Origin of the sequence: Cupriavidus sp. DF5525 (genome assembly GCF_040149425.2) — a bacterium.
Lineage (GTDB): Bacteria > Pseudomonadota > Gammaproteobacteria > Burkholderiales > Burkholderiaceae > Cupriavidus > Cupriavidus pickettii_A.
In genome coordinates, this window is the sequence record NZ_CP168265.1 from 3,248,039 (window position 1) to 3,270,949 (window position 22,911).

Here is a 22,911-nt window from a genome sequence, read left to right on the forward strand (position 1 = left end):
CGCTACTCCCATTGCTACCGCAGCACGTCGCTATGAGAAATAGATGATGTCCTTGTAGTCGATCACAGCCTTGGCCAAGCCCAGCCGCATGGCTGGGGTGTCCTTTACTCCATCTGCAAGCCAAATGTAGTTATGACAGGCGCGCAAGATTGTCAGGAGCTTACCGATCTGCCCAGGCCTGTACGCCGAATAGCCATTCCACACCCTCCCGCGGTTTGCCGACGAGGATATTGGCCGCTCCAGCATTGCCGAGCGGCGGCGGATGCGATTGAACCAGGAGTCCACTGCAAGCAGGCTCACTTTGTTGTGCAGCCAGGCCAGATGGTCAGGGTCATAGTCGCCAAAATCCGTGTGGAGGCAACTCGCCTTCTCTGGCTCAGCCATCGTAGGCAGTGGGTGGAAGACCCAGCGATCCGTAACCTTGCCGATTGTCGCAGCGGCTTCGCAGCGCTCGCGCAGCAATAGCAACTTGATCTGGCTTTCCGTCAGCTCTGGATACGCTGCTGCGCGCTCCTCGAACTCTTGCCGGGCTTTTGCCACGAGGACACGCTTCTGGTCGATGGTCATCTCCTTCGAGATGCGTACGAACAGCGCGTCGACGCTGCGCTCCTTAATCCGTTGCGCAAACGCCCCCAAGCAAGCCGCGCGCATTCCAGAGTGGAAGTGGGAACGCGGTGATTGCCGCAGAGCGGCTCCGGGCAACACGCCGCGCGAAAAGTCTCGACCGAGATCCGCCATGCTTCCTCAAACACGCCGAGATTGCTCTTCATCGAAGAGTGTTCCCGGCAAGCGTTGCAGCGTATTGAGCCCCCGACGAGCGTAGACCCGGTCAGGGTGGAGGGATTCTTGGTCGCCCTGGCCGGCGGCGTGCCTTTGCGCGCTGCTCCTGGCACTGGGACACCGAAATTCTCACATGGTGGATTTTTGCAGAAATTGACTTGGATTCCGGCGATCGATTCTGGGACGCGCGGCGGTTCCGAAGCCGGCAGTGCAGAGGTAGAGGACATGGACTTCTCCTCCGGCGAAGTGACGCGCGAGATGCTGTCAAAAACGAAGCTGCCAACGAATTCGTCGGCAGCCTTTGGGGAGTGACCCTAGGCCGGACAAGGATCCTAGGGCGATTTCTTCAAGTTTTCAACAGATTTTGTTAACGGCTAGCCTCGGCTGCCTTTTTCCTTTTCTGCACGACGCTCCGATCAGGCGATCAGCGCGTGCTCCTTCAGCGTGCGCAGCGCGGCACGGTACTCCCCTTCCTGCTGCAGCTTGTTCCAGTCCATCGGCTTGCGGCGCGGGAACAGTTTGCGGATGCGGCGCTGCGAGGTCTTGTCGATGCCGGCATCCAGCTCGGTCAGCAGCTGGTCGGCACGGTCCGGATGGTTGCAGATCAGCACCATGTCGCAACCAGCGGTCAGCGCCGCGCGCGCGGCCTCGGTGACGTTGCCGGCGACGCTCGCGCCTTCCATGCTCAGGTCGTCGCTAAAGATCACACCCTCGAAGCCCAACTGCGCGCGCAGCACGTCCTGCAGCCAGTAGCGCGAGAAGCCGGCCGGGTTGGGATCGACCTTGGGGTAGATCACGTGCGCCGGCATCACCGACGACAGCGACAGGCCCAGCCATTCATACGGGCGTGCATCCTGCTCGATGATCTCGTCCAGCGAGCGCTCGTCGACCGGGATCGCCACGTGCGAATCGGCCTCGACATAGCCGTGGCCGGGGAAGTGCTTGCCGCAGTTGCTCATGCCCGCGAGCAACAGGCCGTGGTTCAGGTGGCCGGCCAGCATGCTCACCACGCGCGGGTCGGCGTGGAAGGCGCGGTCGCCGATCACGGCGCTGCGGCCATAGTCCAGGTCCAGCACCGGGGTGAAGCTGAAATCGACATCGCAGGCGCGCAACTCAGCGGCCAGCACGTAGCCGCAGGCCACCGCCGCCTTGGTCGCGGCCAGCACGTCGCGGCCCCACAGCTCGCCCAGGCGATGCATCGCCGGCAGGTGGGTGAAGCCGTCGGTCTTGCAGCGCTGCACGCGCCCGCCTTCATGGTCAATGCAGATCAGCACGTCGTCGCGCACCGCGCGGATCGAGCGCGTCAGCGCCTGCAGCTGCGCGCGCGACTCGAAATTGCGGGCGAACAGGATCACGCCGCCGGTCAGCGGATGCGCGAGGCGGCGCGCGTCTTGCGCGTCGAGCTGCTTGCCGACGACGTCGAGGACCACCGGGCCCGGCCGCTTGCCGGTATTCTTCTTGGGCATGGAAGTTATTGGATTCACAAAGCTGTAGGTTGGGAAGCCGCGGCGTCCGTACGCTCGGCTATCGCGAAGGCGACCGCATAATCGTGCTCGTCACTGACACTGACCCGCACGGTGATCCCGCGTTCCGCCAGCCATGCGGCGAGTTCGCCGTGGCACACCGGCGTCGGCTCGCCGGAGGGCAGGTTCATCAGCTCCATCGCGCGCCACGTCATCGGCCAGTGCATGCCCCGGCCGATTGCCTTGGAGAAGGCTTCCTTGGCTGCGAAGCGCGTGGCCAGGAAGGCGAGCCCGCGTTTCTCCGAGCGCGCCTTGCGCGCGTGGTACTTGGCCAGTTCGTTGGGGCCGAGCACCTTCTCGGCAAAGCGGCCGTTGGTGCGTTCCATTACGCCCTGCACGCGGGCGATCTGGATAATGTCGGTGCCGACGCCGTAGATCACGCCGGCTCGCTCGCGGCGGGATAGCGCGTGCCCAGGCGTGCGGCCACCATGATGGCCTTCATCTCGCGCACGGCATTCTGCCAGCCGGCGAACACCGCATGGGCCACGATCGCATGGCCGATGTTCAGCTCCTTGATGCCAGGCAGCGCGGCGATCGGCTGCACATTGGTGTAGTGCAGGCCATGGCCGGCGTTGACCACCAGGCCATGCCTCAGGCCGGCGTCGACGCCGTCGGCGATGCGGCGGTATTCGATGGCCAGCTCGTCCGGCGTGTGCGCGTCGGCGTAGGCGCCGGTATGCAGCTCGATCACCGGCGCGCCACAGGCAGCGGCGGCCGCGATCTGGTCAGGGTCGGCGTCGATGAACAGCGACACGCGGATACCGACGCCCGCCAGCTGCGCGCAGGCAGCCTTGACCTGTTCGAAGCGGCCGGCCACGTCGAGGCCGCCCTCGGTGGTCACCTCCTCGCGGCGCTCAGGCACCAGGCACACGTCCTGCGGACGGATCTCGCAGGCAATGTCGAGCATCTCCTGCGTGATGGCGCACTCCAGGTTCATGCGCGTGGCCAGCTGCGGGCGCAGCGCGCACACGTCGGCATCGCGGATATGGCGGCGGTCTTCGCGCAGGTGCAGCGTGATCAGGTCGGCGCCGGCCTCTTCCGCCTGCAGGGCGGCACGGATGGGATCGGGATACACGGTGCCGCGCGCATTGCGCAGCGTGGCCACGTGGTCGATATTGACGCCAAGGTCGATGACGCCCGGATTTGCGTGAAAGATCATGCGAGCAGGTGCAGGAGTGATTCGGAGTGTGTGCTGGTATCGTTCAGAGATACTGCAGGTCGATCAGTATCTGGCGCGTCTTCAGCGGCGCGCCTTGCAAATAATAATGCAGCAGGAAACGCATCAGCGCCCGGCTTTGCGCCGCGGTCTGCGCGCGGCTGTAATCGTCCTGCGCCATGTCGAGCAGCGTCTGTCCCGACACCACCGGCCACGATGACGGATCACTCGGCTGCGCGCGGCGCACGCCGCGCTCGGGCTGGTAGACGTAGTCCAGTCCCGGCTGGACGCGTTCGCCGGTGCTCAGGCACTGGTCGAAGGCCACCGCGAAACCGGTCTCCTGTAGCAACACGCGTTCGAAGCTGCGCAGCACAAGGCCTGCAGGCTCGCCGTGCGCGAGCCGCGTCAGCGTCGTCAGGTAATGGCGGAACAGTGTGGGATGCGCGTCTTCCCGCGGACAGAAGCGCATCAGCAATTCATTCAGGTAGAACGCCGACAGCAGCGCATCGCCGTCGAGCGGCGGCATGCCGCCAACCCATTCGGCCTTGGTCAGCGTCTTGACCTCGCCGCGCCCGCTCCACGACACCGAGACCGGGTGAAAATGCTGCAGCACCGCGCGCAGCGCCGAATGCGGGCGCTTGGCGCCCTTGGCCACCATCGACATGCGGCCATGGTCGCGCGTGAAGACGTCGAGGATCAGGCTGGTCTCGCGGTACGGCCAGGCGTGCAGCACGAAGCCGGGCTGGTCGGCCACGCGTGACTCGGGGCGCGCCGGCACGATGCGCATGGCGCGGTCCATCATCGCGCGCGCGGCCGCATCGGCCATCCCGGGCAGCGCCTTGCTGTCGAGCAATTCGGCCGCCTCGTCGACCACGGGGTCGGCGCGGCGGGCGCGAGGCGCCGGCGCGCGCGCGAGATCAGCCGTCTTGCTCACAGGTCGCTCACTCGTAGCCGTAAGCCCGCAGTCCTGCTTCGTTGTCGGCCCAGCCGCTCTTTACCTTGATCCACATCTCGAGGTAGACCTTGCCGTCGAACAGCTTTTCCATGTCCAGGCGCGCCTCGGTGGAGATCTGCTTAAGCTTGCTGCCCTTGTTGCCGATGATCATGGCCTTGTGCGCGTCGCGCTCGACCAGGATGGTGGCAAAGACGCGGCGCAGGCGCCCTTCCGTCTCGAACTTGTCGATCACCACGGTGCTGGTGTACGGCAGTTCGTCGCCGGTCCAGCGGAACACCTTTTCGCGGATGATCTCGGAGGCCAGGAAACGCTCGCTGCGATCGGTCATCGCGTCGGCGTCGTACATCGGCTCGCCTTCCGGCAGGTAGGGCCGGATGATGTCGAACAGGCGCGCGATATGGTCGCGGGTCTTGGCCGTCATCGGCACCACTTCGCGGAACGGGAACAGCTGCCCCATCTTTTCCAGGAAGGGCATCATCACTTCCGAGCGGTTCTCGCCGGTGACGCGGTCGAGCTTGTTGGCGATCAGCAGCACCGGGGTGTTCTTCGGCAGCAGCGACAGCACCTTCTCGTCGTCGGCACCGTAGTAGCCGGCCTCGACCACGAACAGGATCAGGTCCACCGACGACAGCGTGGACGTGACCGCGCGGTTCAGCGAGCGGTTCAGCGCGCTGGCATGGCGGGTCTGGAAGCCTGGCGTATCGACGAACACATACTGCGCGTCATCCGTGGTCTGGATGCCGACGATGCGGTGCCGCGTGGTCTGCGCCTTGCGCGAGGTGATGCTGATCTTCTGGCCGACCAGCGCGTTCATCAGCGTGGACTTGCCCACGTTGGGGCGGCCGACGATGGCCACGGTGCCGCAGCGGAACGCCGCGGCTGGGGTATCCGCCGCATCTTGCTGCGGATGGTTAGATTCGGTCATTCCTTCAACCTGAGAGACAACTGTGGGTCCTGCGGCACGGGTTGCTTGCGGGTCTTGCCGGTGCGCTCGGCGCGGCTGCGCTTGAGCAGCTGCGGCACCAGCTTCTGGACTTCATCCAGCGCCAGCTTGGCGGCGGCTTGCTCGGCCGCGCGCCGCGAGGCGCCGGTGCCGAACACCCGGACTTCCAGTTTAGGCACCGTGCACTCGACTTCAAACTGCTGGCTGTGCGCGGCCCCGTGTGTGGCGATTACGTTATATTGCGGCAGGGCAATCTTGTGGCCCTGCAGGTATTCCTGCAGCAGGGTCTTGGCGTCCTTGCCAAGCGTGCGCGGATCGACCTGCTCCAGGATCGGGATATAGAGCTTGCGGATCAGCGCGCGCGCGGCGTCGAAGCCGGCGTCAAGGAACACGGCGCCGACGATGGCTTCAAGCGCATCGGCGAGGATGGACGGACGGCGGAAACCGCCGCTCTTCAGTTCGCCCTCGCCCAGGCGCAGCGTGTCGGAAAGCTGCAGCATCTGGGCGATCTCGTACAGGGCCTGCTGCTTGACCAGGTTGGCCCGCACGCGCGACAGGTCGCCCTCGTCGAGCTTGCCGAACATGCCATAGAGCATGTCGGCCACGGCGCAGTTGAGCACCGAATCGCCCAGGAATTCAAGGCGTTCGTTGTGCTGGGCGCTGTGGCTGCGGTGCGTCAGCGCCTGTTGCAGCAATTCGGGCTTGCTGAATCGGTAGCCGAGTCGTTGCTGCAAGGCGTCGAGGTTCATATCAGTGCTGCGTTCCCGAATAGGTAATCAGAAGACTCAGGGGTCCGTAGACGGGCACTTCGGTCCGGTACGAAAAATCGACCGACTGGATGGCGCCATTGTCGTCCTCGCGGATCAGCAGGTCTTCGCCTTTTACTACGGCAATCCGGTCGATGATTGCCTGTTTGTCAAAATACTCGACCACTTCGCGCTTGTTGGCTGCACGCTGCTTCGCATAAGTGGCCGCACGCTTGACCGAAAAATATTCCAGCAGGCTCGGGATCGAGCGCACGGCGGGCAAGGCCACGCCGATCACGAACACCACGATCACCAGCAGCGTCCAGACGGAAAAACCGCCCGCCCGTGCCCGCTGCCCAAGGTATGCCCGGCATGCCTGACGCCGAGCCGGAATCTTTTCCCCCACCTTCCCAAATCGACCCATCGCGCTTCCCTCGTTTTGTGTTGAGTGTTCTTGCGCCGCGGAGATTCTTATTTAAACGATCCCACGCGTCCGAAATTGCCCAGGTTCATCCAGATCACAAACGCCTTGCCGACGATATTCTGGTCCGGCACGAACCCCCAGTAACGGGAGTCGAGGCTGTTGTCCCGGTTGTCACCCATGACGAAATAGTGACCCACAGGTACCTTGCAAGTCACGCCAAGTTGATTGTATGTGCAGTTTTCGCGGTACGGAAAATCCGGGTCCGCGCCTGCCACGAACGCCGGGCGGTCAACGTCGTTCAGGATGCCATGATCGACGCTGCCTGGCAGCTTCTCGCGAAAATGCTTGGAATAGGCCAGCCGCTCCTCGTCCAGGAAGTCCGGCAGCACGGTGTATTCGGCCGGCTTGCCGTTGATGGTCAGGCGCTTGTTGGAATACTGCACCACGTCGCCCGGCACGCCGACAACGCGCTTGATGTAATCGAGCGACTGGTCCTTCGGGTAGCGGAACACCATCACGTCGCCGCGCTGCGGCTCGCCCACCTCCATCACCTTCTTGTTCACCACCGGCAGGCGGATGCCGTACTGGTACTTGTTGACCAGGATAAAGTCGCCGATCAGCAGCGTCGGGATCATCGAGCCGGACGGGATCTTGAACGGCTCGACCACGAACGAGCGCAGCACGAACACCGCCAGGATCACCGGGAAGAAGCTGGCCGAATACTCCAGCCACCACGGCTGGCGCAGCTTTTCCTCGGCCAGGCGCTTGCGCGTGGCATCCGCGTCCGCGGCCCCGAAGCGGCCCTGCAGGTCGCCCTGGCGCGAATCGAATTCCGCCAGCGCCAGCCGCGCGGAAGAGCGGCGCTGCCGCTCGAACACGAGCTTGTCCGCCACCCACGCGACGCCCGTAATCACCACCAGCACAAAAAGGATCAGTGCAAAATTCATGACGGCTTCTGGTTCTTGGAAATCCTGGTACAGCCTTTGTTATTGGCGGCCGGGCGCGGCCGCGGCCACGCCCACACGCGATTACTTGTCGTCCACCTGCAGGATGGCCAGGAAGGCCTCCTGCGGAATCTCGACCGTACCCACCTGCTTCATGCGCTTCTTGCCGGCCTTCTGCTTTTCCAGCAGCTTCTTCTTGCGGGAGATATCGCCGCCGTAGCACTTGGCCAGCACGTTCTTGCGCAATGCCTTGACGTTTTCGCGGGCAATGATATTCGAGCCGATCGCGGCCTGGATCGCCACGTCGTACATCTGGCGCGGAATGATCTCGCGCATTTTCGCAGCCACTTCGCGCCCGCGGTATTGCGAGTTGGACCGGTGCACGATCACCGACAGCGCATCCACCTTGTCGCTATTGATCAGGATGTCGACCTTGACCACGTCGGAGGGACGATATTCCTTGAACTCGTAATCCATCGACGCATAGCCGCGCGATACCGACTTCAGGCGGTCGAAGAAATCCAGCACGATTTCCGCCATCGGGATCTCGTAGGTCAACTGCACCTGCTTGCCGTGGTAGCTCATATTGATCTGCGTGCCGCGCTTCTGCGTGCACAGCGTGATCACCGAGCCGACATATTCCTGCGGCATGTACAGGTTGACAGTGACGATCGGTTCCAGGATCGCCTCGATCTTGCTTGGGTCCGGCATCTTGGCGGGGTTCTCCACCGTCACCATGCTGCCGTCACGCATCTGCACCTGGTACACCACCGTCGGCGCGGTGGTGATCAGGTCCATGTCGAATTCGCGCTCCAGGCGCTCCTGCACGATTTCCATGTGCAGCAGGCCCAGGAAGCCGCAGCGGAAGCCGAAGCCCAGCGCCTGCGACACTTCCGGCTCGAACATCAGCGAGGCGTCGTTCAGCCGAAGCTTTTCCAGGGACTCGCGCAGCGCCTCGTACTGGTTGGCTTCCACCGGATACAGGCCGGCGAACACCTGCGGCTTGACTTCCTTGAAGCCCGGCAGCGGCGCGTCGGCCTTGCGTTGCGTGGTGGTGATGGTGTCGCCCACCTTGGCCGCCTTCAGCTCCTTGATACCGGCGATGACGAAGCCGACCTCGCCCGCCGTCAGCGCATCGCGCGGGATCGACTTCGGCGTGAACACGCCCACCTGCTCCACCAGGTGCTGCGAGCCGTTGGCCATCAGCAGTACCTTGTCCTTCGGGCGCAGCGTACCGTTGACCACCCGCACCAGCATCACCACACCGACGTAGTTATCGAACCACGAATCGATGATCAGCGCCTGCAGCGGCGCGTCGGTGTCGCCCTTGGGCGGCGGTACCTTGGCGATCAGCGCCTCGATCACGTCCTGCACGCCCTGACCGGTCTTGGCCGAGCACGGCGTGGCGTCCTGCGCGTCAATGCCGATGACGTCCTCGATTTCCTGGATCGCGTTGTCGGGATCAGCCTGCGGCAGGTCGATCTTGTTCAGCACCGGCACCACTTCCACGCCCAGCTCGATCGCGGTGTAGCAATTGGCCACGGTCTGCGCCTCGACGCCCTGCGAGGCGTCGACCACCAGCAGTGCGCCTTCGCAGGCCGATAGCGAGCGGCTCACTTCATAGCTGAAGTCGACGTGTCCCGGTGTGTCGATCAGGTTCAGGTTGTAGACCTGGCCGTCGCGCGCCTTGTAGCTGAGCGCGGCGGTCTGCGCCTTGATGGTGATGCCGCGCTCCTTTTCGATATCCATCGAATCGAGGACCTGCGCTTCCATCTCCCGATCCGACAGCCCTCCACAAAGCTGAATGATCCGGTCGGCCAGGGTGGACTTCCCATGGTCGATGTGGGCAATGATCGAGAAATTACGGATATGGTCCATCTAGTCTTCAGGGGAGCGCCGGCAAGAGGGCCCAGGCAGCTTCAAGCGTTCGTGAACGGCCCGGCGCCGCGCGCCGCAAGGCGTGCGCGGGCGTGCCGCAAGGTTTGGAGGTGCAATTTTTGCGCCAATCCGCAATTTTACCGGATTTTCAACGGCTTCCGGGTCGTGAAATGGTCGCGCGGCACGGCTGCCGGCCGCTGTCAGCGTCCGTCAGCAGCTGGCGTTGGCGGCGCCATGTGCGGCAAGCCACACCCTCACCGCTGCTTCGTCAAGGAAATAGTGGCAAAGCTGCGTCGCCTTCCCTTCCAGCTCGGCCGGCGTGCCGGGCATCAGTACCGGCACCAGTTCGCCGAAGCGGTCCTCGAGGCCGGGATCGGCATCGACATCCACTTCATGCAGTTCGAAAGAAAAATCGCGCCGGAGCAGTTCCAGCGCGACCTTCATGTCATCGCACAGGTGGCAATATGCCCGGCCGTACAGCGTCAGCGCGGGCATACCGGATCCTGGTGGCGATCAGCGGGTGGAGGTGGCGCCCGGACGCAGCGTCAGCACCTGGGTGGCGTCGCCGCGCCGCACGAACACCGCGGCAATGCGGCTCTTGTCCAGGCTGCGCACCAGCTCATTGAACTGGCGCGCATTGGTCACGTCGGTATCGCCCAGGCGCAGGATGATGTCACCCGGACGGATGCCGGCACGCAACGCCGGGCCGTCGGCCAACTCGACCTCCACGCCGGACTTGAGCTTGAGCTCCTTCAGGCGCGCTTCGGGCAGGTCGTTGACCACCAGCCCCAGGGCGTTGGGCTTGCTCGTCTGAGCGCCCTCGTCCTTGGGCTTGGCGCTGCTGCTGGCGCGGGCCTTGCCGTCCGGCTCCAGCTCTGTGACGGTGATCGTGACCTCGCGGGTGCCGCCCTTGCGCCACAGCTGCAGCGGCACGCGCGTGCCCGGCTTGGTATCACCCACCAGGCGCGGCAGGTCCGAAGCACGTTCGATATCACGGCCGTTGAACTTCAGGATGATGTCGCCGGCTTCAATACCCGCCTTCTCGGCAGGACCGCCCGGCTCCACGCTGCCGACCAGTGCGCCGCGCGCACGGCCCAGGCCCAGCGAATCGGCCACTTCCTTGGTGACATCGCCAATCGCCACGGCGATGCGACCGCGCGTCACGCGCCCAGCGGTCTTGAGCTGCTCGGACACGCGCATCGCCTCGTCGATCGGGATCGCGAACGAAATGCCCATATAGCCGCCGCTGCGGCTGTAGATCTGCGAGTTGATGCCGATCACTTCGCCGCGCAGGTTGATCAGCGGACCGCCCGAGTTGCCGGGGTTGACCGCCACGTCGGTCTGGATGAACGGCAGGTAGTCGCCGGTGTCGCGGCCCTTGGCCGAGACGATGCCAGCGGTGACGCTGTTGTCCAGCCCGAACGGCGAGCCGATAGCCAGCACCCACTCACCGGCGCGGACCTTGTCGGAATCGCCCAGCGGCAGGCGCGGCAGGCCGCTGGCCTCGATCTTGAGCAGCGCCACGTCGGTGCGCTTGTCGGAGCCGATCAGCTTGGCCTTGAACTCACGCTTGTCGGGCAGGGTCACGTAGATGGTTTCGGCATCGGCGACCACGTGCGCGTTGGTCATCACATAGCCGTCCTGGCTGATGATGAAGCCGGAGCCCACGCCACGGCTCTGCTCTTCCTGCTGGGGCGGCTGGCCGCGGCGCGGCGGGGTGCCGGGCGCCGGCGCGCCGGGCATGGGCACGCCGAAGAAGCGCCGGAAGAATTCGGCCATCTCGTCATCGTCGCCGGGCGCGCCGCTGCGCTGGCGCGCGCGCTCGGTGGTGCGGATATTGACCACGGCCGGGCTCGCCTTTTCCACCAGGTCAGTGAAATCGGGCAGGTTGTAGTTGGCGGCGGCAGCCTGGGCATGGCTGACTTCGGCCACCGTCGGGCCGAGCACCAACATGGCAGCCATGACCATGGCCCGCGCCAGGGCTGGAGATCTGAAAGTCATCGACAACTCCCGGGATTCAGGGAAAGAAGGTAAAACCGGCTGGATGTGATCCTTTGGCGGGGACCCCTGCACAGGTTTCATGGAGCCGGCACCGGGGACGGAGGGTCCCGCGGCGCCGGCTGCACCTGCGTTTGGCTTAGTGTACCGCCTTGGGCGGGCGGTACTCCACGGCCGTCGCAAACTGCTTGACGGTGCTCGCCGGGACCTCGCCCACCACGGTAATCCAGAAATCGGAGATCCGGCGCACCACGACCTGGGTCGCGCCGAGCGCGGCCACGCCTTCGCGGCGCACGCGTTGCTCGGAAACCGGCTCGATAAAGACCGACAGGCCGGTGAGCCCGTCGCTGTAGACAATCTGCAGCACTTCGAAGACCTGGCTGCGGCCGTTGTTCTGCGCCGATGCGCGCAGCTCGCCCAGCGGGCGGCGGACTTCGCGGATCTTCTGGAAGCCCTTCAGCGGCACCGCGATCGACCAGCCCTCATCGGCGATATTGGTCGGCTGGTATTTGACCTCGTAGTGGTTCCAGCTGCTGGCACTCTTGATCGCGCTGAGAATGCGCTGCTTCTCCGACGGCACGCCGATCTGCACCTGCGAGAACGCGACCTGCTCCAGCACCTTGCCGCCGTCGCCGATGGTCTGCGCACGCATCAGCAGGCCGGAACTCTTCTCGGCCCACAGCCGCACCGCGTAGCGCGCGGCATCGTGCGGTTCCAGCGCAAAGACTTCGCACTCCATGCCCGCGACCCGCTCCGCGGGCATCTTGCGCATGTCGTACAGCTCCAGCACGTCGTTCTTATTGGTGGCGAGCAGCGCCGGGAAGCGGTCCTTGGCTTCCTGCTTCTCCACCACCACCAGCTTGGCCTCGGGGATCAGGCTGTGCACGACGTCGTTCTGCCGCAGCACCTCGCGCGGCTTGCCGTCGAGCGTTTCCAGGCGTTCGTATTCGTTGTGGACGAGATCGCTGTAATGCTGAATGCGCGAGGCATGCATGACGCTACCGCGCTGGTAGATCAACGTGCCGACATAGTTCTCGCGCTGCGCGGCTTTGTGGATCTTGTTGAGCCAGGCGGTGGCATCGCGTCGGTTCAGCGTATTGTCCAAAGGCTGCGCGGTGGCCGCGGCAGCAGTCAGACACAAGGCCAGAAAAAAGGACCTACGCACGGCCCTGATTTTCTGGGCGCCCGCTACATAGGCGGGCGACCATCCTTTATGCATGTCCGGCATTATTCCTGCGTATTTTCCTGAGAGAAGCTTGCACCGTTGGCAACCGTGCGCATGGTCGGCACAACAGCATCCGTTGCCACCGACGTGCGATGGGCACGCAGGTATTCGTCCAGGCGGGGATCGCGAATCATCTGGGTGTTTTCCGCTGCCACGGTGACGATGCCGTTCGGCTGTGCGGGCTGGTCGGCGCGCGCTACCACGGCATCCGGCGTGCCCAGGCTGGCGGGGCCGCGCATCTGCGGCACGACCACCCAGCTGACCGCCGCCACGGCGGCCGCGATCGCGGTGCCCGGCATCACGCGGCGCACCCACGACGGCCTGACCAGCAGGCGATGGCGGGCGCTGGCCTGCGCCACGGCCGGCACCAGCACGTGCGGCTCGGCTTCCAGGCGCGCGGAGAATTTAGCGAGAAAAGCGGCGGTGGAACCCGCGTGCGTCAGGTCTTCCGAGCGCAGCGAGTCACCGATCAACTGGTATGCGGACCAGTCGGACAGGCCGGCGTCGCTTTTCGCGAGGGCCAGCACGGCATCGACTTCGTGCGGCGCCAGTTCGCCGTCCATCAGTACGGAGATCTGCTCCGCTGCTTCCACTACATGAACCGACTGCTTATGAGCCTGACCCATTTCCCACCCCAAGACATTCCATTGAACACCGATAATCCCGTCACTTCTGTCGCTTATCGATGCAGGAATAGGCTGCAACGCTGGCCGCACGACATTCTTCCTTGCTACCGAACAACTACCACCGCTTGCCTTCTGCCGTTCCCAGCAGCGGGCGCAATTTCTCGGCAATCGCCTCGCGCGCACGGAAGATGCGCGAGCGTACGGTGCCGATCGGACATCCCATCGCTTCGGCGATCTCCTCATAGCTGAGGCCCTCGATCTCGCGCAGCGTGATGGCGGTCCGCAATTCCTCCGGCAGTGCTTCCATCGCTCGGTTCACCGTCTCGGCAACCTGGCGCGTGTGAAGCATCGACTCCGGCGTATTGATATCCCTTAGTTGCTCACCGTCCGCAAAAGTTTCAGCCTCTTCTGCATCGATATCGCTGGACGCTTCCGGGCGGCGGCCCTGGGTGGCCAGATAGTTCTTGGCCGTGTTGACGGCGATCCGGTACAGCCACGTATAGAAGGCCGACTCCCCGCGAAACTGGGGCAAGGCACGGTATGCCTTGATAAAGGCATCCTGCGCCACATCCTCGACTTCGGCGGGGTCCCTGACCAGGCGCGAGATCAGGCGAATGATCTTCCGATGGTATTTGGTCACCAGAAGTTCAAAGGCCCGCTTATCGCCCTGCTGGACGCGTTCAACTAGGAGCTGATCGGCTTCGCGTTCGCTCACGTATGGCTCACCTGCAGTGTATCTCTTGGTTTGGTCGTCACGACAAACGTTGTATTTTACCTACGATTCAGGACTCGCCCGGTGAAGCAACGCGCCTCCTGTGACCGCAAGCTAACAAAATCGTTCCCCAGCCGCCGGATCTGGTTGCACCCGCAGTGCAACTCTGGCGTCACGTTGCAACCGTCGCACCATGCCGGCCGAGGCCGCTTGCCAGGGGAGAAAGATGGCGCCCGGCACTCCAGGCGCGCCGGAAGCGAAACGCACGACAGCAGTACCACCGGCGTGCCAGCAGGCGCGAACCACAGTCTCGCGCCGAACACCGCCGGGACCTTCCAGCCGGATCCGCAGCGGTCCCCTGCCATCGGCAGCCGGCAGCACGGCCACACAGCGCCAGCGCAAGGCACGCCACCAGCCGCGCCACGCCCGCACTGTCCCCGCACCGGCAAGCACGAGTGCGGGCGCCAGGGCGGCGTGCAGCCATTGAAAGCCCGCCGGGCTGGCGGCGACCGCATCGGCCAGCGTCAGCGCAAGCAGGCAGAGCGCCGCAACTTCTGCGGCGCAAAACACGAACAGGGCCCACCGCAACGGATGGACCCTGTCCTGGCGCAGCCCGCGCAGGGCCCGCCTCAACCACGGATCAGACGCGGCGGAAGACAAGCGTGCCGTTGGTGCCGCCGAAACCGAAGTTGTTCTTCACCGCCACATCGATCTTCATGTCACGCGCCGTGTTGGCCACGTAGTCCAGGTCGCACTCGGGATCCTGGTTGTCGATGTTGATGGTCGGCGGCGCTACCTGGTTGTGCAGCGCCAGCACGGTGAAGACCGATTCCAGCCCGCCGGCGCCGCCCAGCAGATGGCCGGTCATCGACTTGGTCGAATTCACCACCATCTTGTAGGCCTGCTCGCCGAACGCGGCCTTGATCGCATCGGATTCGTTCTTGTCGCCCAGCGGCGTGGAGGTGCCATGGGCGTTCAGGTAATGCACCTCGTCGCCGTTGATGCCGGCGTCCTTCAGCGCATTGACCATGCAACGGCGCGGGCCGTCCATGTTGGGCGCGGTCATGTGGAACGCGTCGCCGCTCATGCCGAAGCCGATCAGCTCGGCATAGATGCGCGCGCCCCGCGCCTTTGCCGACTCGTACTCTTCCAGCATCATCACGCCGGCGCCCTCGCCCAGCACGAAGCCGTCGCGGTCCTTGTCCCACGGACGCGAGGCCGCCGCCGGATCGTCGTTGCGGGTCGACAGCGCACGGGCCGCGGCAAAGCCGCCGATGCCCAGCGGCGACACGGTCGACTCGGCGCCGCCGGCCAGCATGGCGTCAGCATCGCCGGCCTGGATCAGGCGCGCGGCCAGGCCGATGCTGTGCAGGCCGGTGGTGCAGGCCGTCACCGCGGCCAGGTTCGGGCCCTTGATGCCGTGGATGATCGACAGGTGCCCGGCGATCATGTTGATGATCGAGCCCGGCACGAAGAACGGCGAGATGCGGCGCGGACCGCGTTCGGTCAGCACCGCGTGGGTTTCTTCGATCATCGGCAGGCCGCCGATGCCCGAGCCGACCAGCACGCCGATGCGCTCGGCGTTGGCTTCAGTCACTTCCAGGCCGCTGTCCTTCAGGGCCTGCGTACCTGCCGCGATGCCGAAATGGATGAAGGCATCCATATTGCGGGCTTCCTTGGCCGGAATGTAGTCCTCCGGATTGAAGCCCTTCACTTCACCGGCGAAGTGCACGGAAAGCGCGGAGTGATCGAATTTGGTGATGGTGGCGATGCCGGACTTGCCGGCAACCAGGTTGGCCCAACCTTCGGCAACCGTGTTTCCGACCGGAGACACAAGGCCAAGCCCAGTGACGACGACGCGACGACGGCTCACTATGTTTTCCTACGGGTGTATGAAGCGGGAGCGGAGCGGTGGATCAACCTGCGGCCCGGCCGGCTGGCCGCGCGGCGAGGCACGTTCCATTCTGCTTCTTCGAACAGACGAAAGCCACAGAAAACAGCAAGGCGAGGCCGCGACGGCCCGCCCACCTGCCTTCTGTGGCTCGGAATTCAGAGACGACGGGCTTAGGCCTTGACGTGCGCGGTGGCGTAGTCGATAGCCTGTTGCACGGTCGTGATCTTCTCGGCTTCCTCATCGGGAATTTCCATGCCGAATTCATCTTCCAACGCCATCACGAGTTCAACCGTGTCCAGCGAGTCTGCACCGAGATCGTTCACGAACGAGGATTCGTTCTTGATGTCTGCCTCGGCCACGCCAAGCTGTTCTGCCACGATTTTCTTGACGCGTTGTTCGATATTGTCCATGTAACCCTCCAGGGAAGTTCGACAAAAAGTGGGCGCATTTTAGCAGGTTTGAGACGACAGAAATGCCGCCTGCCAAGCTTTGCAAGAATTGCGCCCGTTTGGTTCGGAAAACTACCACTTCAGATGGCTTCTTCCGGCTTTTCCCCCGAAATCTGCCACCCAAAAACCCATTAATTCATGTACATCCCGCCGTTTACATGCAGCGTGGTGCCGGTGATGTACGCGGCCTGCGGACCGGCCAGGAAGGCCACCGCATTGGCAATATCTTCCGGCTGACCCAGGCGCCCCAGCGGGATCTGCGTCTTGAGCGAAGCATGCTGCTCTTCGGACAGCGCCTTGGTCATGTCGGTGTCGATAAAACCCGGCGCGACGCAGTTCACGGTCACGTTGCGGCTGCCGATTTCCGCAGCCAGCGAACGGGTCATGCCCGCCACGCCCGCCTTGGCGGCCGAGTAGTTCATCTGGCCGGGGTTGCCGACCGAGCCCACCACCGAGGTGATATTGATGATACGGCCCTGGCGTGCCTTCATCATCGGGCGCAGCACCGCGCGCGACAGGCGGAATACCGAGGTCAGGTTGGTCTGGATGACCGCCAGCCAGTCCTCGTCCTTCATGCGCATTGCCAGTTGGTCCTGCGTGATGCCGGCATTGTTGACCAGCACGCCGATGCCGCCATGCGTCTTGACGATCTCGTCGATGAGCGCGTCGCAAGCGGCCGCGTCATTGACGTTCAGCACGGCGCCCTTGCCCTTCAGGCCTTCGGTGCCGAGGTAATCGGTGATGCCGGCCGCGCCGGCATCGCTGGTGGCGGTGCCGATCACAGTAGCGCCCTGGCGGGCCAGTTCCAGCGCAATGGCACGGCCGATGCCGCGCGAGGCGCCGGTCACCAGCGCAACCTGGTTTTCGAGAAGTTTGGTCATGCGGAGTGTCCTTTCGTCCTTACGCTGACTTCAGCAGTGCCAGCGTGTCTTGCAGCGAGGCCGGATCGAAGATCGCGCCGCCGGTCAGGTTGCCGTCGATGCGCTTGGTCATGCCGGCCAGCACCTTGCCCGGGCCGCACTCGATCACGTGCGTGACGCCTTCGGCGGCCATCTTCTGCACGCACTCGACCCAGCGCACCGGCGCTGCGGCCTGGCGCACCAGAGCGTCCTTGATTGCGTCCGGGTCGTTGACGATGGCCACGTCGACGTTGTTCACCAGCGGAATCGACGGCGCGGCGAACCCCAGCCCGGTCATCCGCTCGCGCAGGCGGTCCGAGGCGGGCTTGAGCAGCGACGAGTGGAACGGCGCCGACACCGGCAGCGGCAGCGCGCGCTTGGCGCCCTTGGCCTTGGCGATTTCGCAGGCCTTCTCGACCGCGCCCTTGTGGCCGGCGATCACCACCTGCGACGGTGCGTTGAAGTTGACGGCCTCGACCACGCCCGCGGCCGATGCTTCGGCGCACGCGGCGCGCACATCGTCGTCGGACAGGCCCAGGATCGCGGCCATGCCGCCCTCGCCCACCGGCACGGCTTCCTGCATCGCCTGCGCGCGGAAGCGCACCAGCGGCACCGCCTCGGCGAACGGGATCACCCCCGCGGCTACCAGCGCCGAGTACTCGCCCAGGCTGTGGCCGGCAACCAGTGCCGGTGCCGGGCCACCGGCGCCCAGCCAGGCGCGGTAGATCGCCACGGCGGCGGTCAGCATCACCGGCTGCGTGTTGGTGGTCAGGTTAAGTTCTTCGGCAGGGCCTTCGGCGATCAGGCGGCCGAGGTCCTGGCCGAGCGCAGCCGAGGCCTCTTCCACGGTGGCGCGCACCACGGCGTTATCAGCAAAGGCATTGAGCATGCCGACCGACTGCGAACCCTGGCCGGGAAATACGAAAGCGAATTTCATCGGATTGGAACCCTAATAAGAAACCGGTGACCGGCGCCGCGGTCACGCAGGCCATGGCGCCGGCCGCATATTACATGCGCAGCAGCACCGCACCCCAAGTGAAGCCACCGCCGACGCCTTCCATCAGCACGGTGTGGCCCGGGCGGATGCGGCCGTCGCGCACCGCGACATCCAGCGCCAGCGGGATCGACGCGGCCGAGGTGTTGCCATGCTCGTGCACGGTGGCGACCATGCGCTCGGCGGGCAGGCCGAGCTTCTTGGCGGTGCCTTGCATGATGCGGATATTGGCCTGGTGCGGGATCAGCCAGTCGACCTGGGCGGGTGCCACCGCGGCGGCCTCCATGGCCTCGCGCGCGACCTTGTCCAGCACGGTCACGGCCAGCTTGAACACGGCCTGGCCGTCCATGTGCAGGAACGCGTTGCCCGTGATATTGCCGCCGGCAACGTTGCCCGGCACGCACAGGATGTTGACATGGCTGCCGTCGGAGTGCATCGCGCTCGACAGGATGCCCGGCTCTTCGGAAGCCGACAGCACCACCGCGCCGGCGCCATCGCCGAACAGCACGCAGGTGGTGCGGTCGTTGAAGTCCAGGATGCGCGAGAACACCTCGGTGCCGATCACCAGCACGTTGCGGTGCGAGCCGCTGCGGATGAACTTGTCGGCCGTGGCCAGCGCGTACACGAAGCCCGAGCACACGGCCTGCAGGTCGAACGCCGCGCAGTGGTTGGTGATACCCAGCTTGTCCTGCACGATGCAGGCGGTGCTGGGAAACACGAAGTCCGGCGTGGAGGTGGCGACGATGATCAGGTCGATGCTCTGGCGGTCGATGCCGGCAGCCTCGATGGCCTGCTCGGCCGCCTTGACCGCGAGGTCGCTGCTGGTCACATCGGGATCCGCCCAGTGGCGTGCCGAGATACCGCTTCGCGAGACAATCCAGTCGTCGCTGGTCTCGATGCCCTTCTCGGCAAGCTGCGTCGCCAGATCATGGTTGGTCACACGCCGCGGAGGCAGGTAGCTCCCGGTACCGATGATTTTTGCGTACTTGGTCATGTAGTGTCGGATCGTATATCCCGCGGGCGCCGGCTACAAACCGCGGCGGCCGGCGCGTGGCGCTCAGGCGACGTGGGGGCTGGGATGCGTGCTCGGCGCCTCTGTCTCCGGGGCGGGCTGTGCAGCGCCGTTGGCGCTGGATTTGTCGGCGAAGGCCCGTGCGATACGGGGAATCACGCCATTCTTGGCGGCATCATACCCGCGTTTGATTGCCCACTCAAAAGAATGGGCATCGGCCGAACCGTGGCTCTTGATCACCAGCCCGCGCAGACCCAGCAGCGACGCGCCGTTGTAGCGCGCCGGGTCGAGCCGCTTGGCCAGCCGCGACAGCACCGGCATGGCCACGGCCGCGAGCAGCTTGGTGAACCACGAGCGGGTGAATTCTTCCTTGATCATGCTGCCGATCATCTTGGCTAGGCCCTCGCTGCTCTTGAGTGCCACGTTGCCGACAAAGCCGTCGCAGACCACGATGTCGGTCGTGCCCTTGAAGATGTCGTTGCCTTCCACGTTGCCATAGAAGTTCAGCTCCGAGGCGCGCAGAAGTTCACCCGCGCGCTTGACCACCTCGTTGCCCTTGATGACTTCCTCGCCGATGTTCAGCAGGCCCACCGTCGGGTGTTCCTTGTGATCGACCACGGCGACCATGGCCTCGGCCATGCGGGCGAACTGCAGCAGGTGTTCGGGTTCGCAGTCGGCGTTGGCACCAAGATCCAGCACCGTAGTGCCCCAGCCTTGCTGGTTCGGGATGGTAGTGGCGATGGCCGGCCGCTCGATGCCTTCGAGGGTCTTCAGCACATAGCGCGACACCGCCATCAGCGCGCCGGTATTGCCGGCGGAGATGCAGGCGCCAGCCTGGCCTTCCTTGACCTGCGTGACGGCGACGCGCATGGAAGAGTTTTTCTTCTTGCGCAGCGCCACCTCGACCGGGTCATCCATGGTGATGACCTCGGTGGCCTCGACGATGCTCACGCGCGCGTGGTCCAGCGCGTGCAGCTTTTTCAGCTGCGCCCGGATGGCATCCGGCAAGCCGACCAACACCATCTCGGCATCGTCATGGCGGGAGAGAAAACTGATCGCCGCAGGCACCGTCACGGCCACGCCGTGATCGCCGCCCATGCAGTCGATAGCGATTTTGATCGTCATTGTTCCTGGTACGGATAGCGCAGCAGCGCGCGCCACGCCCGGCGGGAATCCCGAGCGCCCAACAAAAAAGCGGCAACGATCTTGCCGCTTTTTTGTGTCTGACCGTTTCTTGTCCGACCTACAGGCATGCGCTAGCGAGACGCAATGTCACGCCGAACGAAGCTATCAGTCGTTCTTGGTCTTGATGACCTTGCGGCCACGATAGTAGCCGTTCGGGCTCACGTGGTGACGCAGGTGGGTTTCGCCGGTGGTCGGCTCAACTGCCAGCGGCGCTGCCGACAGGTGATCGTGCGAACGGTGCATGCCGCGCTTGGACGGCGACTTCTTGTTCTGTTGAACTGCCATGATGACTCCTTCGAGAATTTTTCAATATTAACACACGCATCCCGCCCAAGGCGTAGCCGGGGCCCGGCCGGATGCTGCAACGACACCTGAAGACCTTGCCGTCAGCCGCGATCGGCGTCAGTGCTTGTTCTTCAGGCCGGCCAGCGCCGCAAAGGGCGATGGCCGCTTTTCTTCCTCAGGCTCAGCCTCGGGCTGCGCCTCGCCGTCCGAACCGGTCACGAGGCTTTCGTGTACCGTCGGGCAGACGTCATGCTTGGGTGCCACCGGCAGTGCCAGCAGCACTTCATCTTCAATCAGTTCCAGCAGCGAGAAACGCTTCGAGCCGGCGATCACGTCGACTTCGTCGTCGTCCATCGGCGCGGCGTCGGCCGCTTCGTCGCTTTCCGCCACCTCGAAGCGCGTGGCCGTGTCGACCGGCTCGGCATACGGGTCCAGGCAGCGCTGGCACTCCAGCCAGATCCGGCCCTGCACGCTCACGTCGAGGAACAGCCGCTGCGCCACCGGGGCGCCGGGCTCGGCCGCCTCTTCGCGCACGAAACCGGTGGCCGTAAAGGCAAACGTCTCATCGGGTGCCGAGGCTGGCGCTTGCGCGGCCGTCTCGGCTAAGATGCGCGGCAAATCCCGCACCGTCACGTCGCCGGCCAGGCTTTCACCCTTCCGGCAAAACGCGAAGAGATCGAGCGCGCGCAAGTCAACGGGCTGGGTCGGCTGGGTCATGTGCGTGGCTCCGGTCGCAATTCAATGACTGGTTCGCCACAATCCTAGCCTGCGGGACTACGGGCCGCGCACATTGGCGGCACAGCGCCCGGATGCGGATGCGGCAAAACGCGCGATTATACGACGTAAACCATTTCGAGGTCAAAGGTCTTACTCCCTTGATCCACACGCCTTCCTGTTTCGTTTCAATCACTTATGTCTCCAGATCCCCGTCCCAAGCTGATCCTTGGCTCCGGCTCGCCCTACCGGCGCGAGCTGCTGGCGCGGTTGCGCATTCCGTTTGAAGTGGCAGTGCCCGACATCGACGAAACGCCACTGGCCGGCGAAGCTCCCGAGGCGACCGCGCTGCGGCTGTCGCAGCGCAAGGCCGAAGCCATCGCCGCGCGTCACCCCGGCGCCCTGGTGATCGGCTCCGACCAGGTGCTGACGCTCGACGGCGAGCAGATGGGCAAGCCCGGCACCCAGGACAAGGCCGTGGCGCAGTTGCGCCGCATGCGCGGGCGCACTGCCACCTTCCATTCGGCACTGTGCCTGCTGGATGCCCGCACCGGGGCCGCGCAGCTCGCCGACGTGCAGACCCGCGTCACCATGCGTGACCTGACCGATGCCGAGATCGAGACCTACCTGCGGCTTGAGCAACCCTATGACGTCGCCGGCAGCGCCAAGTCTGAAGGCCTGGGCATCGCGCTGCTTGAACGCGTCGAGTCGGACGACCCCACCGCGCTGGTCGGCCTGCCGCTGATCGCGCTGACCGGCATGCTGCGCCACGTCGGCTACCCGCTGCTTTCCGTATAAGAGGGGCGAGCCAACCATGAGCGGCATCCTTTACCTGATCCCCAACACCCTTGGCAAGCGCGACGAAGCCGACCCGCTGGCTGACGTGATCCCGGCCGGCGTGCAGCAGATCGCGGCCGGGCTCGATTACCTTGTCGCCGAGAACGCCAAAACCGCGCGCGCCTTCCTGAAGAAGCTGGGCGAAACCACGCCGCTGGCGCGTCCGATCCAGCAGATCGAGATCCGCGAACTGAACGTCAACACGCGCCCCGATGCGCTGGCCAACCTGCTCGCCCCGATCGCAGCCGGCCGCGACGGCGGCCTGCTATCCGAGGCCGGCGTGCCCGCCGTGGCCGACCCCGGCGCGGAGCTGGTGCGGCTGGCGCATGGGCGCCGCATTCGCGTGCGCCCGCTGGTCGGGCCCAGCTCGATCCTGCTGGCGGTGATGGGCTCGGGCCTGAACGGCCAGAGCTTTGCCTTCAACGGTTACCTGCCGGTCGATGCCGGCGAGCGCGCGCAGCGGCTGCGCGAGCTGGAACAGCGTTCGCGCAAGGCCAGCCAGACGCAGGTGTTCATTGAAACGCCCTACCGCAACGCGGCGCTGCTGGACGCCATGCGCCAACACTGCGCGGGGACCACGCTGCTGTCGGTGGCAGTGGACCTGACGCTCCCGGGCGAGACCATCGTCACGCTGCCGCTGTCGGACTGGCGGCCTGACCGGCTTGAGCTGCACAAGCGCCCGGCGATCTTCTCGATGCTGGCGGTGTAGCAAAACAACAAGGGGGCGCGAGC

Annotated in this window: 26 protein-coding genes; 3 read left to right on the forward strand and 23 right to left on the reverse strand. The window is 64.9% G+C overall.

What is annotated here, in order from left to right; all coding sequences use genetic code 11:
- Nucleotides 1-30: 30 nt before the first annotated feature.
- Entirely contained in the window at nucleotides 31-738 is a 708-nt protein-coding gene (locus ABNX08_RS15125) for a hypothetical protein (RefSeq protein WP_349604192.1), read from the reverse strand.
- A 108-nt stretch (nucleotides 739-846) separates the two neighbouring features.
- On the opposite strand from ABNX08_RS15125, the gene ABNX08_RS15130 reads away from it, so the two are divergent.
- Nucleotides 847-1,092, forward strand: coding sequence for a hypothetical protein (locus ABNX08_RS15130; RefSeq protein ID WP_349604190.1), 246 nt, complete (start codon nucleotides 847-849; stop codon nucleotides 1,090-1,092).
- 104 nt (nucleotides 1,093-1,196) lie between these two features.
- On the opposite strand, the gene nagZ is transcribed toward ABNX08_RS15130, so the two are convergent.
- The 22 genes from nagZ to ABNX08_RS15240 form a co-directional block, all read right to left on the reverse strand.
- Entirely contained in the window at nucleotides 1,197-2,246 is a 1,050-nt protein-coding gene (gene nagZ, locus ABNX08_RS15135; RefSeq protein WP_022535915.1) for a beta-N-acetylhexosaminidase, read from the reverse strand.
- Between the two features lie 14 nt (nucleotides 2,247-2,260).
- A complete protein-coding gene (acpS, locus tag ABNX08_RS15140) occupies nucleotides 2,261-2,683 on the reverse strand; it encodes a holo-ACP synthase (RefSeq protein ID WP_349604188.1) in 423 nt (140 codons plus the stop codon).
- The gene (gene pdxJ, locus ABNX08_RS15145; protein WP_022535917.1) at nucleotides 2,680-3,462 is read right to left on the reverse strand and encodes a pyridoxine 5'-phosphate synthase; all 783 of its coding nucleotides are present in this window, start codon (nucleotides 3,460-3,462) and stop codon (nucleotides 2,680-2,682) included. Before pdxJ ends, acpS begins: the two co-directional genes overlap by 4 nt.
- Nucleotides 3,463-3,505: 43 nt before the next feature.
- Nucleotides 3,506-4,393: a DNA repair protein RecO gene (recO, locus tag ABNX08_RS15150; protein ID WP_022535918.1), complete on the reverse strand. Its 888-nt coding sequence runs from the start codon at nucleotides 4,391-4,393 to the stop codon at nucleotides 3,506-3,508.
- 7 nt (nucleotides 4,394-4,400) lie between these two features.
- The gene (gene era / locus ABNX08_RS15155; protein ID WP_022535919.1) at nucleotides 4,401-5,339 is read right to left on the reverse strand and encodes a GTPase Era; all 939 of its coding nucleotides are present in this window, start codon (nucleotides 5,337-5,339) and stop codon (nucleotides 4,401-4,403) included.
- Entirely contained in the window at nucleotides 5,336-6,106 is a 771-nt protein-coding gene (gene rnc, locus ABNX08_RS15160; RefSeq protein WP_010814690.1) for a ribonuclease III, read from the reverse strand. The genes era and rnc overlap by 4 nt, the downstream gene beginning before the upstream one ends.
- Before the next feature lies 1 nt (nucleotide 6,107).
- The gene (locus ABNX08_RS15165) at nucleotides 6,108-6,527 is read right to left on the reverse strand and encodes a DUF4845 domain-containing protein (RefSeq protein WP_022535920.1); all 420 of its coding nucleotides are present in this window, start codon (nucleotides 6,525-6,527) and stop codon (nucleotides 6,108-6,110) included.
- 47 nt (nucleotides 6,528-6,574) lie between these two features.
- Entirely contained in the window at nucleotides 6,575-7,474 is a 900-nt protein-coding gene (lepB, locus tag ABNX08_RS15170) for a signal peptidase I (protein WP_022535921.1), read from the reverse strand.
- Between the two features lie 81 nt (nucleotides 7,475-7,555).
- Complete coding sequence (gene lepA, locus ABNX08_RS15175) at nucleotides 7,556-9,349, reverse strand: translation elongation factor 4 (protein ID WP_022535922.1); 1,794 nt, start codon at nucleotides 9,347-9,349, stop codon at nucleotides 7,556-7,558.
- 210 nt (nucleotides 9,350-9,559) lie between these two features.
- On the reverse strand, nucleotides 9,560-9,844 hold the full coding sequence (locus ABNX08_RS15180; RefSeq protein WP_022535923.1) for a glutaredoxin family protein: 285 nt from the start codon (nucleotides 9,842-9,844) through the stop codon (nucleotides 9,560-9,562).
- 18 nt (nucleotides 9,845-9,862) lie between these two features.
- Nucleotides 9,863-11,350, reverse strand: coding sequence for a DegQ family serine endoprotease (locus tag ABNX08_RS15185; protein ID WP_022535924.1), 1,488 nt, complete (start codon nucleotides 11,348-11,350; stop codon nucleotides 9,863-9,865).
- Nucleotides 11,351-11,486: 136 nt separating this feature from the next.
- A complete protein-coding gene (locus ABNX08_RS15190; RefSeq protein ID WP_041681541.1) occupies nucleotides 11,487-12,566 on the reverse strand; it encodes a MucB/RseB C-terminal domain-containing protein in 1,080 nt (359 codons plus the stop codon).
- 8 nt (nucleotides 12,567-12,574) lie between these two features.
- On the reverse strand, nucleotides 12,575-13,198 hold the full coding sequence (locus ABNX08_RS15195; RefSeq protein ID WP_022535926.1) for a sigma-E factor negative regulatory protein: 624 nt from the start codon (nucleotides 13,196-13,198) through the stop codon (nucleotides 12,575-12,577).
- Between the two features lie 115 nt (nucleotides 13,199-13,313).
- Nucleotides 13,314-13,913 (reverse strand): RNA polymerase sigma factor RpoE, encoded by a 600-nt coding sequence (rpoE, locus tag ABNX08_RS15200; protein WP_010814682.1) that lies wholly within the window; start codon nucleotides 13,911-13,913, stop codon nucleotides 13,314-13,316.
- A 637-nt stretch (nucleotides 13,914-14,550) separates the two neighbouring features.
- Entirely contained in the window at nucleotides 14,551-15,783 is a 1,233-nt protein-coding gene (fabF, locus tag ABNX08_RS15205; protein ID WP_022535928.1) for a beta-ketoacyl-ACP synthase II, read from the reverse strand.
- Nucleotides 15,784-15,974: 191 nt separating this feature from the next.
- Entirely contained in the window at nucleotides 15,975-16,214 is a 240-nt protein-coding gene (gene acpP / locus ABNX08_RS15210; protein ID WP_008644813.1) for an acyl carrier protein, read from the reverse strand.
- A gap of 170 nt (nucleotides 16,215-16,384) precedes the next feature.
- Nucleotides 16,385-17,134, reverse strand: a complete 750-nt coding sequence (gene fabG / locus ABNX08_RS15215) for a 3-oxoacyl-ACP reductase FabG (RefSeq protein WP_022535929.1) — start codon at nucleotides 17,132-17,134, stop codon at nucleotides 16,385-16,387.
- Between the two features lie 19 nt (nucleotides 17,135-17,153).
- Nucleotides 17,154-18,089: an ACP S-malonyltransferase gene (fabD, locus tag ABNX08_RS15220; protein ID WP_349604179.1), complete on the reverse strand. Its 936-nt coding sequence runs from the start codon at nucleotides 18,087-18,089 to the stop codon at nucleotides 17,154-17,156.
- Between the two features lie 70 nt (nucleotides 18,090-18,159).
- Nucleotides 18,160-19,140 carry a beta-ketoacyl-ACP synthase III gene (locus ABNX08_RS15225; RefSeq protein ID WP_022535931.1) on the reverse strand — a complete coding sequence of 327 codons (981 nt, stop codon included), beginning with the start codon at nucleotides 19,138-19,140 and terminating at the stop codon, nucleotides 18,160-18,162.
- Nucleotides 19,141-19,203: 63 nt separating this feature from the next.
- The gene (gene plsX / locus ABNX08_RS15230; RefSeq protein WP_022535932.1) at nucleotides 19,204-20,283 is read right to left on the reverse strand and encodes a phosphate acyltransferase PlsX; all 1,080 of its coding nucleotides are present in this window, start codon (nucleotides 20,281-20,283) and stop codon (nucleotides 19,204-19,206) included.
- Between the two features lie 165 nt (nucleotides 20,284-20,448).
- Nucleotides 20,449-20,628 (reverse strand): 50S ribosomal protein L32, encoded by a 180-nt coding sequence (gene rpmF, locus ABNX08_RS15235; RefSeq protein ID WP_010814675.1) that lies wholly within the window; start codon nucleotides 20,626-20,628, stop codon nucleotides 20,449-20,451.
- A 117-nt stretch (nucleotides 20,629-20,745) separates the two neighbouring features.
- Complete coding sequence (locus ABNX08_RS15240; RefSeq protein ID WP_022535933.1) at nucleotides 20,746-21,345, reverse strand: DUF177 domain-containing protein; 600 nt, start codon at nucleotides 21,343-21,345, stop codon at nucleotides 20,746-20,748.
- 195 nt (nucleotides 21,346-21,540) lie between these two features.
- Between ABNX08_RS15240 and ABNX08_RS15245 the strand changes: the two genes are divergently transcribed.
- Together ABNX08_RS15245 and ABNX08_RS15250 are read left to right on the forward strand one after the other, a co-directional pair.
- Nucleotides 21,541-22,140: a Maf-like protein gene (locus ABNX08_RS15245; RefSeq protein WP_349604174.1), complete on the forward strand. Its 600-nt coding sequence runs from the start codon at nucleotides 21,541-21,543 to the stop codon at nucleotides 22,138-22,140.
- A 16-nt stretch (nucleotides 22,141-22,156) separates the two neighbouring features.
- On the forward strand, nucleotides 22,157-22,888 hold the full coding sequence (locus tag ABNX08_RS15250; RefSeq protein WP_022535935.1) for an SAM-dependent methyltransferase: 732 nt from the start codon (nucleotides 22,157-22,159) through the stop codon (nucleotides 22,886-22,888).
- The last annotated feature ends 23 nt before the right edge of the window (nucleotides 22,889-22,911 follow it).

Coding starts and splice junctions, on each gene's coding strand:
- era (WP_022535919.1), bottom strand. CDS start 5,339: ATGACCGAATCTAACCATCCGCAGCAAGATGCGGCGGATACCCCAGCC.
- plsX (WP_022535932.1), bottom strand. CDS start 20,283: ATGACGATCAAAATCGCTATCGACTGCATGGGCGGCGATCACGGCGTG.
- fabG (WP_022535929.1), bottom strand. CDS start 17,134: ATGACCAAACTTCTCGAAAACCAGGTTGCGCTGGTGACCGGCGCCTCG.
- ABNX08_RS15180 (WP_022535923.1), bottom strand. CDS start 9,844: ATGCCCGCGCTGACGCTGTACGGCCGGGCATATTGCCACCTGTGCGAT.
- ABNX08_RS15165 (WP_022535920.1), bottom strand. CDS start 6,527: ATGGGTCGATTTGGGAAGGTGGGGGAAAAGATTCCGGCTCGGCGTCAG.
- ABNX08_RS15225 (WP_022535931.1), bottom strand. CDS start 19,140: ATGACCAAGTACGCAAAAATCATCGGTACCGGGAGCTACCTGCCTCCG.
- lepA (WP_022535922.1), bottom strand. CDS start 9,349: ATGGACCATATCCGTAATTTCTCGATCATTGCCCACATCGACCATGGG.
- ABNX08_RS15250 (WP_022535935.1), top strand. CDS start 22,157: ATGAGCGGCATCCTTTACCTGATCCCCAACACCCTTGGCAAGCGCGAC.
- rnc (WP_010814690.1), bottom strand. CDS start 6,106: ATGAACCTCGACGCCTTGCAGCAACGACTCGGCTACCGATTCAGCAAG.
- ABNX08_RS15240 (WP_022535933.1), bottom strand. CDS start 21,345: ATGACCCAGCCGACCCAGCCCGTTGACTTGCGCGCGCTCGATCTCTTC.
- fabD (WP_349604179.1), bottom strand. CDS start 18,089: ATGAAATTCGCTTTCGTATTTCCCGGCCAGGGTTCGCAGTCGGTCGGC.
- nagZ (WP_022535915.1), bottom strand. CDS start 2,246: ATGCCCAAGAAGAATACCGGCAAGCGGCCGGGCCCGGTGGTCCTCGAC.
- lepB (WP_022535921.1), bottom strand. CDS start 7,474: ATGAATTTTGCACTGATCCTTTTTGTGCTGGTGGTGATTACGGGCGTC.
- acpP (WP_008644813.1), bottom strand. CDS start 16,214: ATGGACAATATCGAACAACGCGTCAAGAAAATCGTGGCAGAACAGCTT.
- pdxJ (WP_022535917.1), bottom strand. CDS start 3,462: ATGATCTTTCACGCAAATCCGGGCGTCATCGACCTTGGCGTCAATATC.
- ABNX08_RS15125 (WP_349604192.1), bottom strand. CDS start 738: ATGGCGGATCTCGGTCGAGACTTTTCGCGCGGCGTGTTGCCCGGAGCC.
- ABNX08_RS15245 (WP_349604174.1), top strand. CDS start 21,541: ATGTCTCCAGATCCCCGTCCCAAGCTGATCCTTGGCTCCGGCTCGCCC.
- ABNX08_RS15190 (WP_041681541.1), bottom strand. CDS start 12,566: ATGCATAAAGGATGGTCGCCCGCCTATGTAGCGGGCGCCCAGAAAATC.
- ABNX08_RS15185 (WP_022535924.1), bottom strand. CDS start 11,350: ATGACTTTCAGATCTCCAGCCCTGGCGCGGGCCATGGTCATGGCTGCC.
- rpmF (WP_010814675.1), bottom strand. CDS start 20,628: ATGGCAGTTCAACAGAACAAGAAGTCGCCGTCCAAGCGCGGCATGCAC.
- ABNX08_RS15195 (WP_022535926.1), bottom strand. CDS start 13,198: ATGGGTCAGGCTCATAAGCAGTCGGTTCATGTAGTGGAAGCAGCGGAG.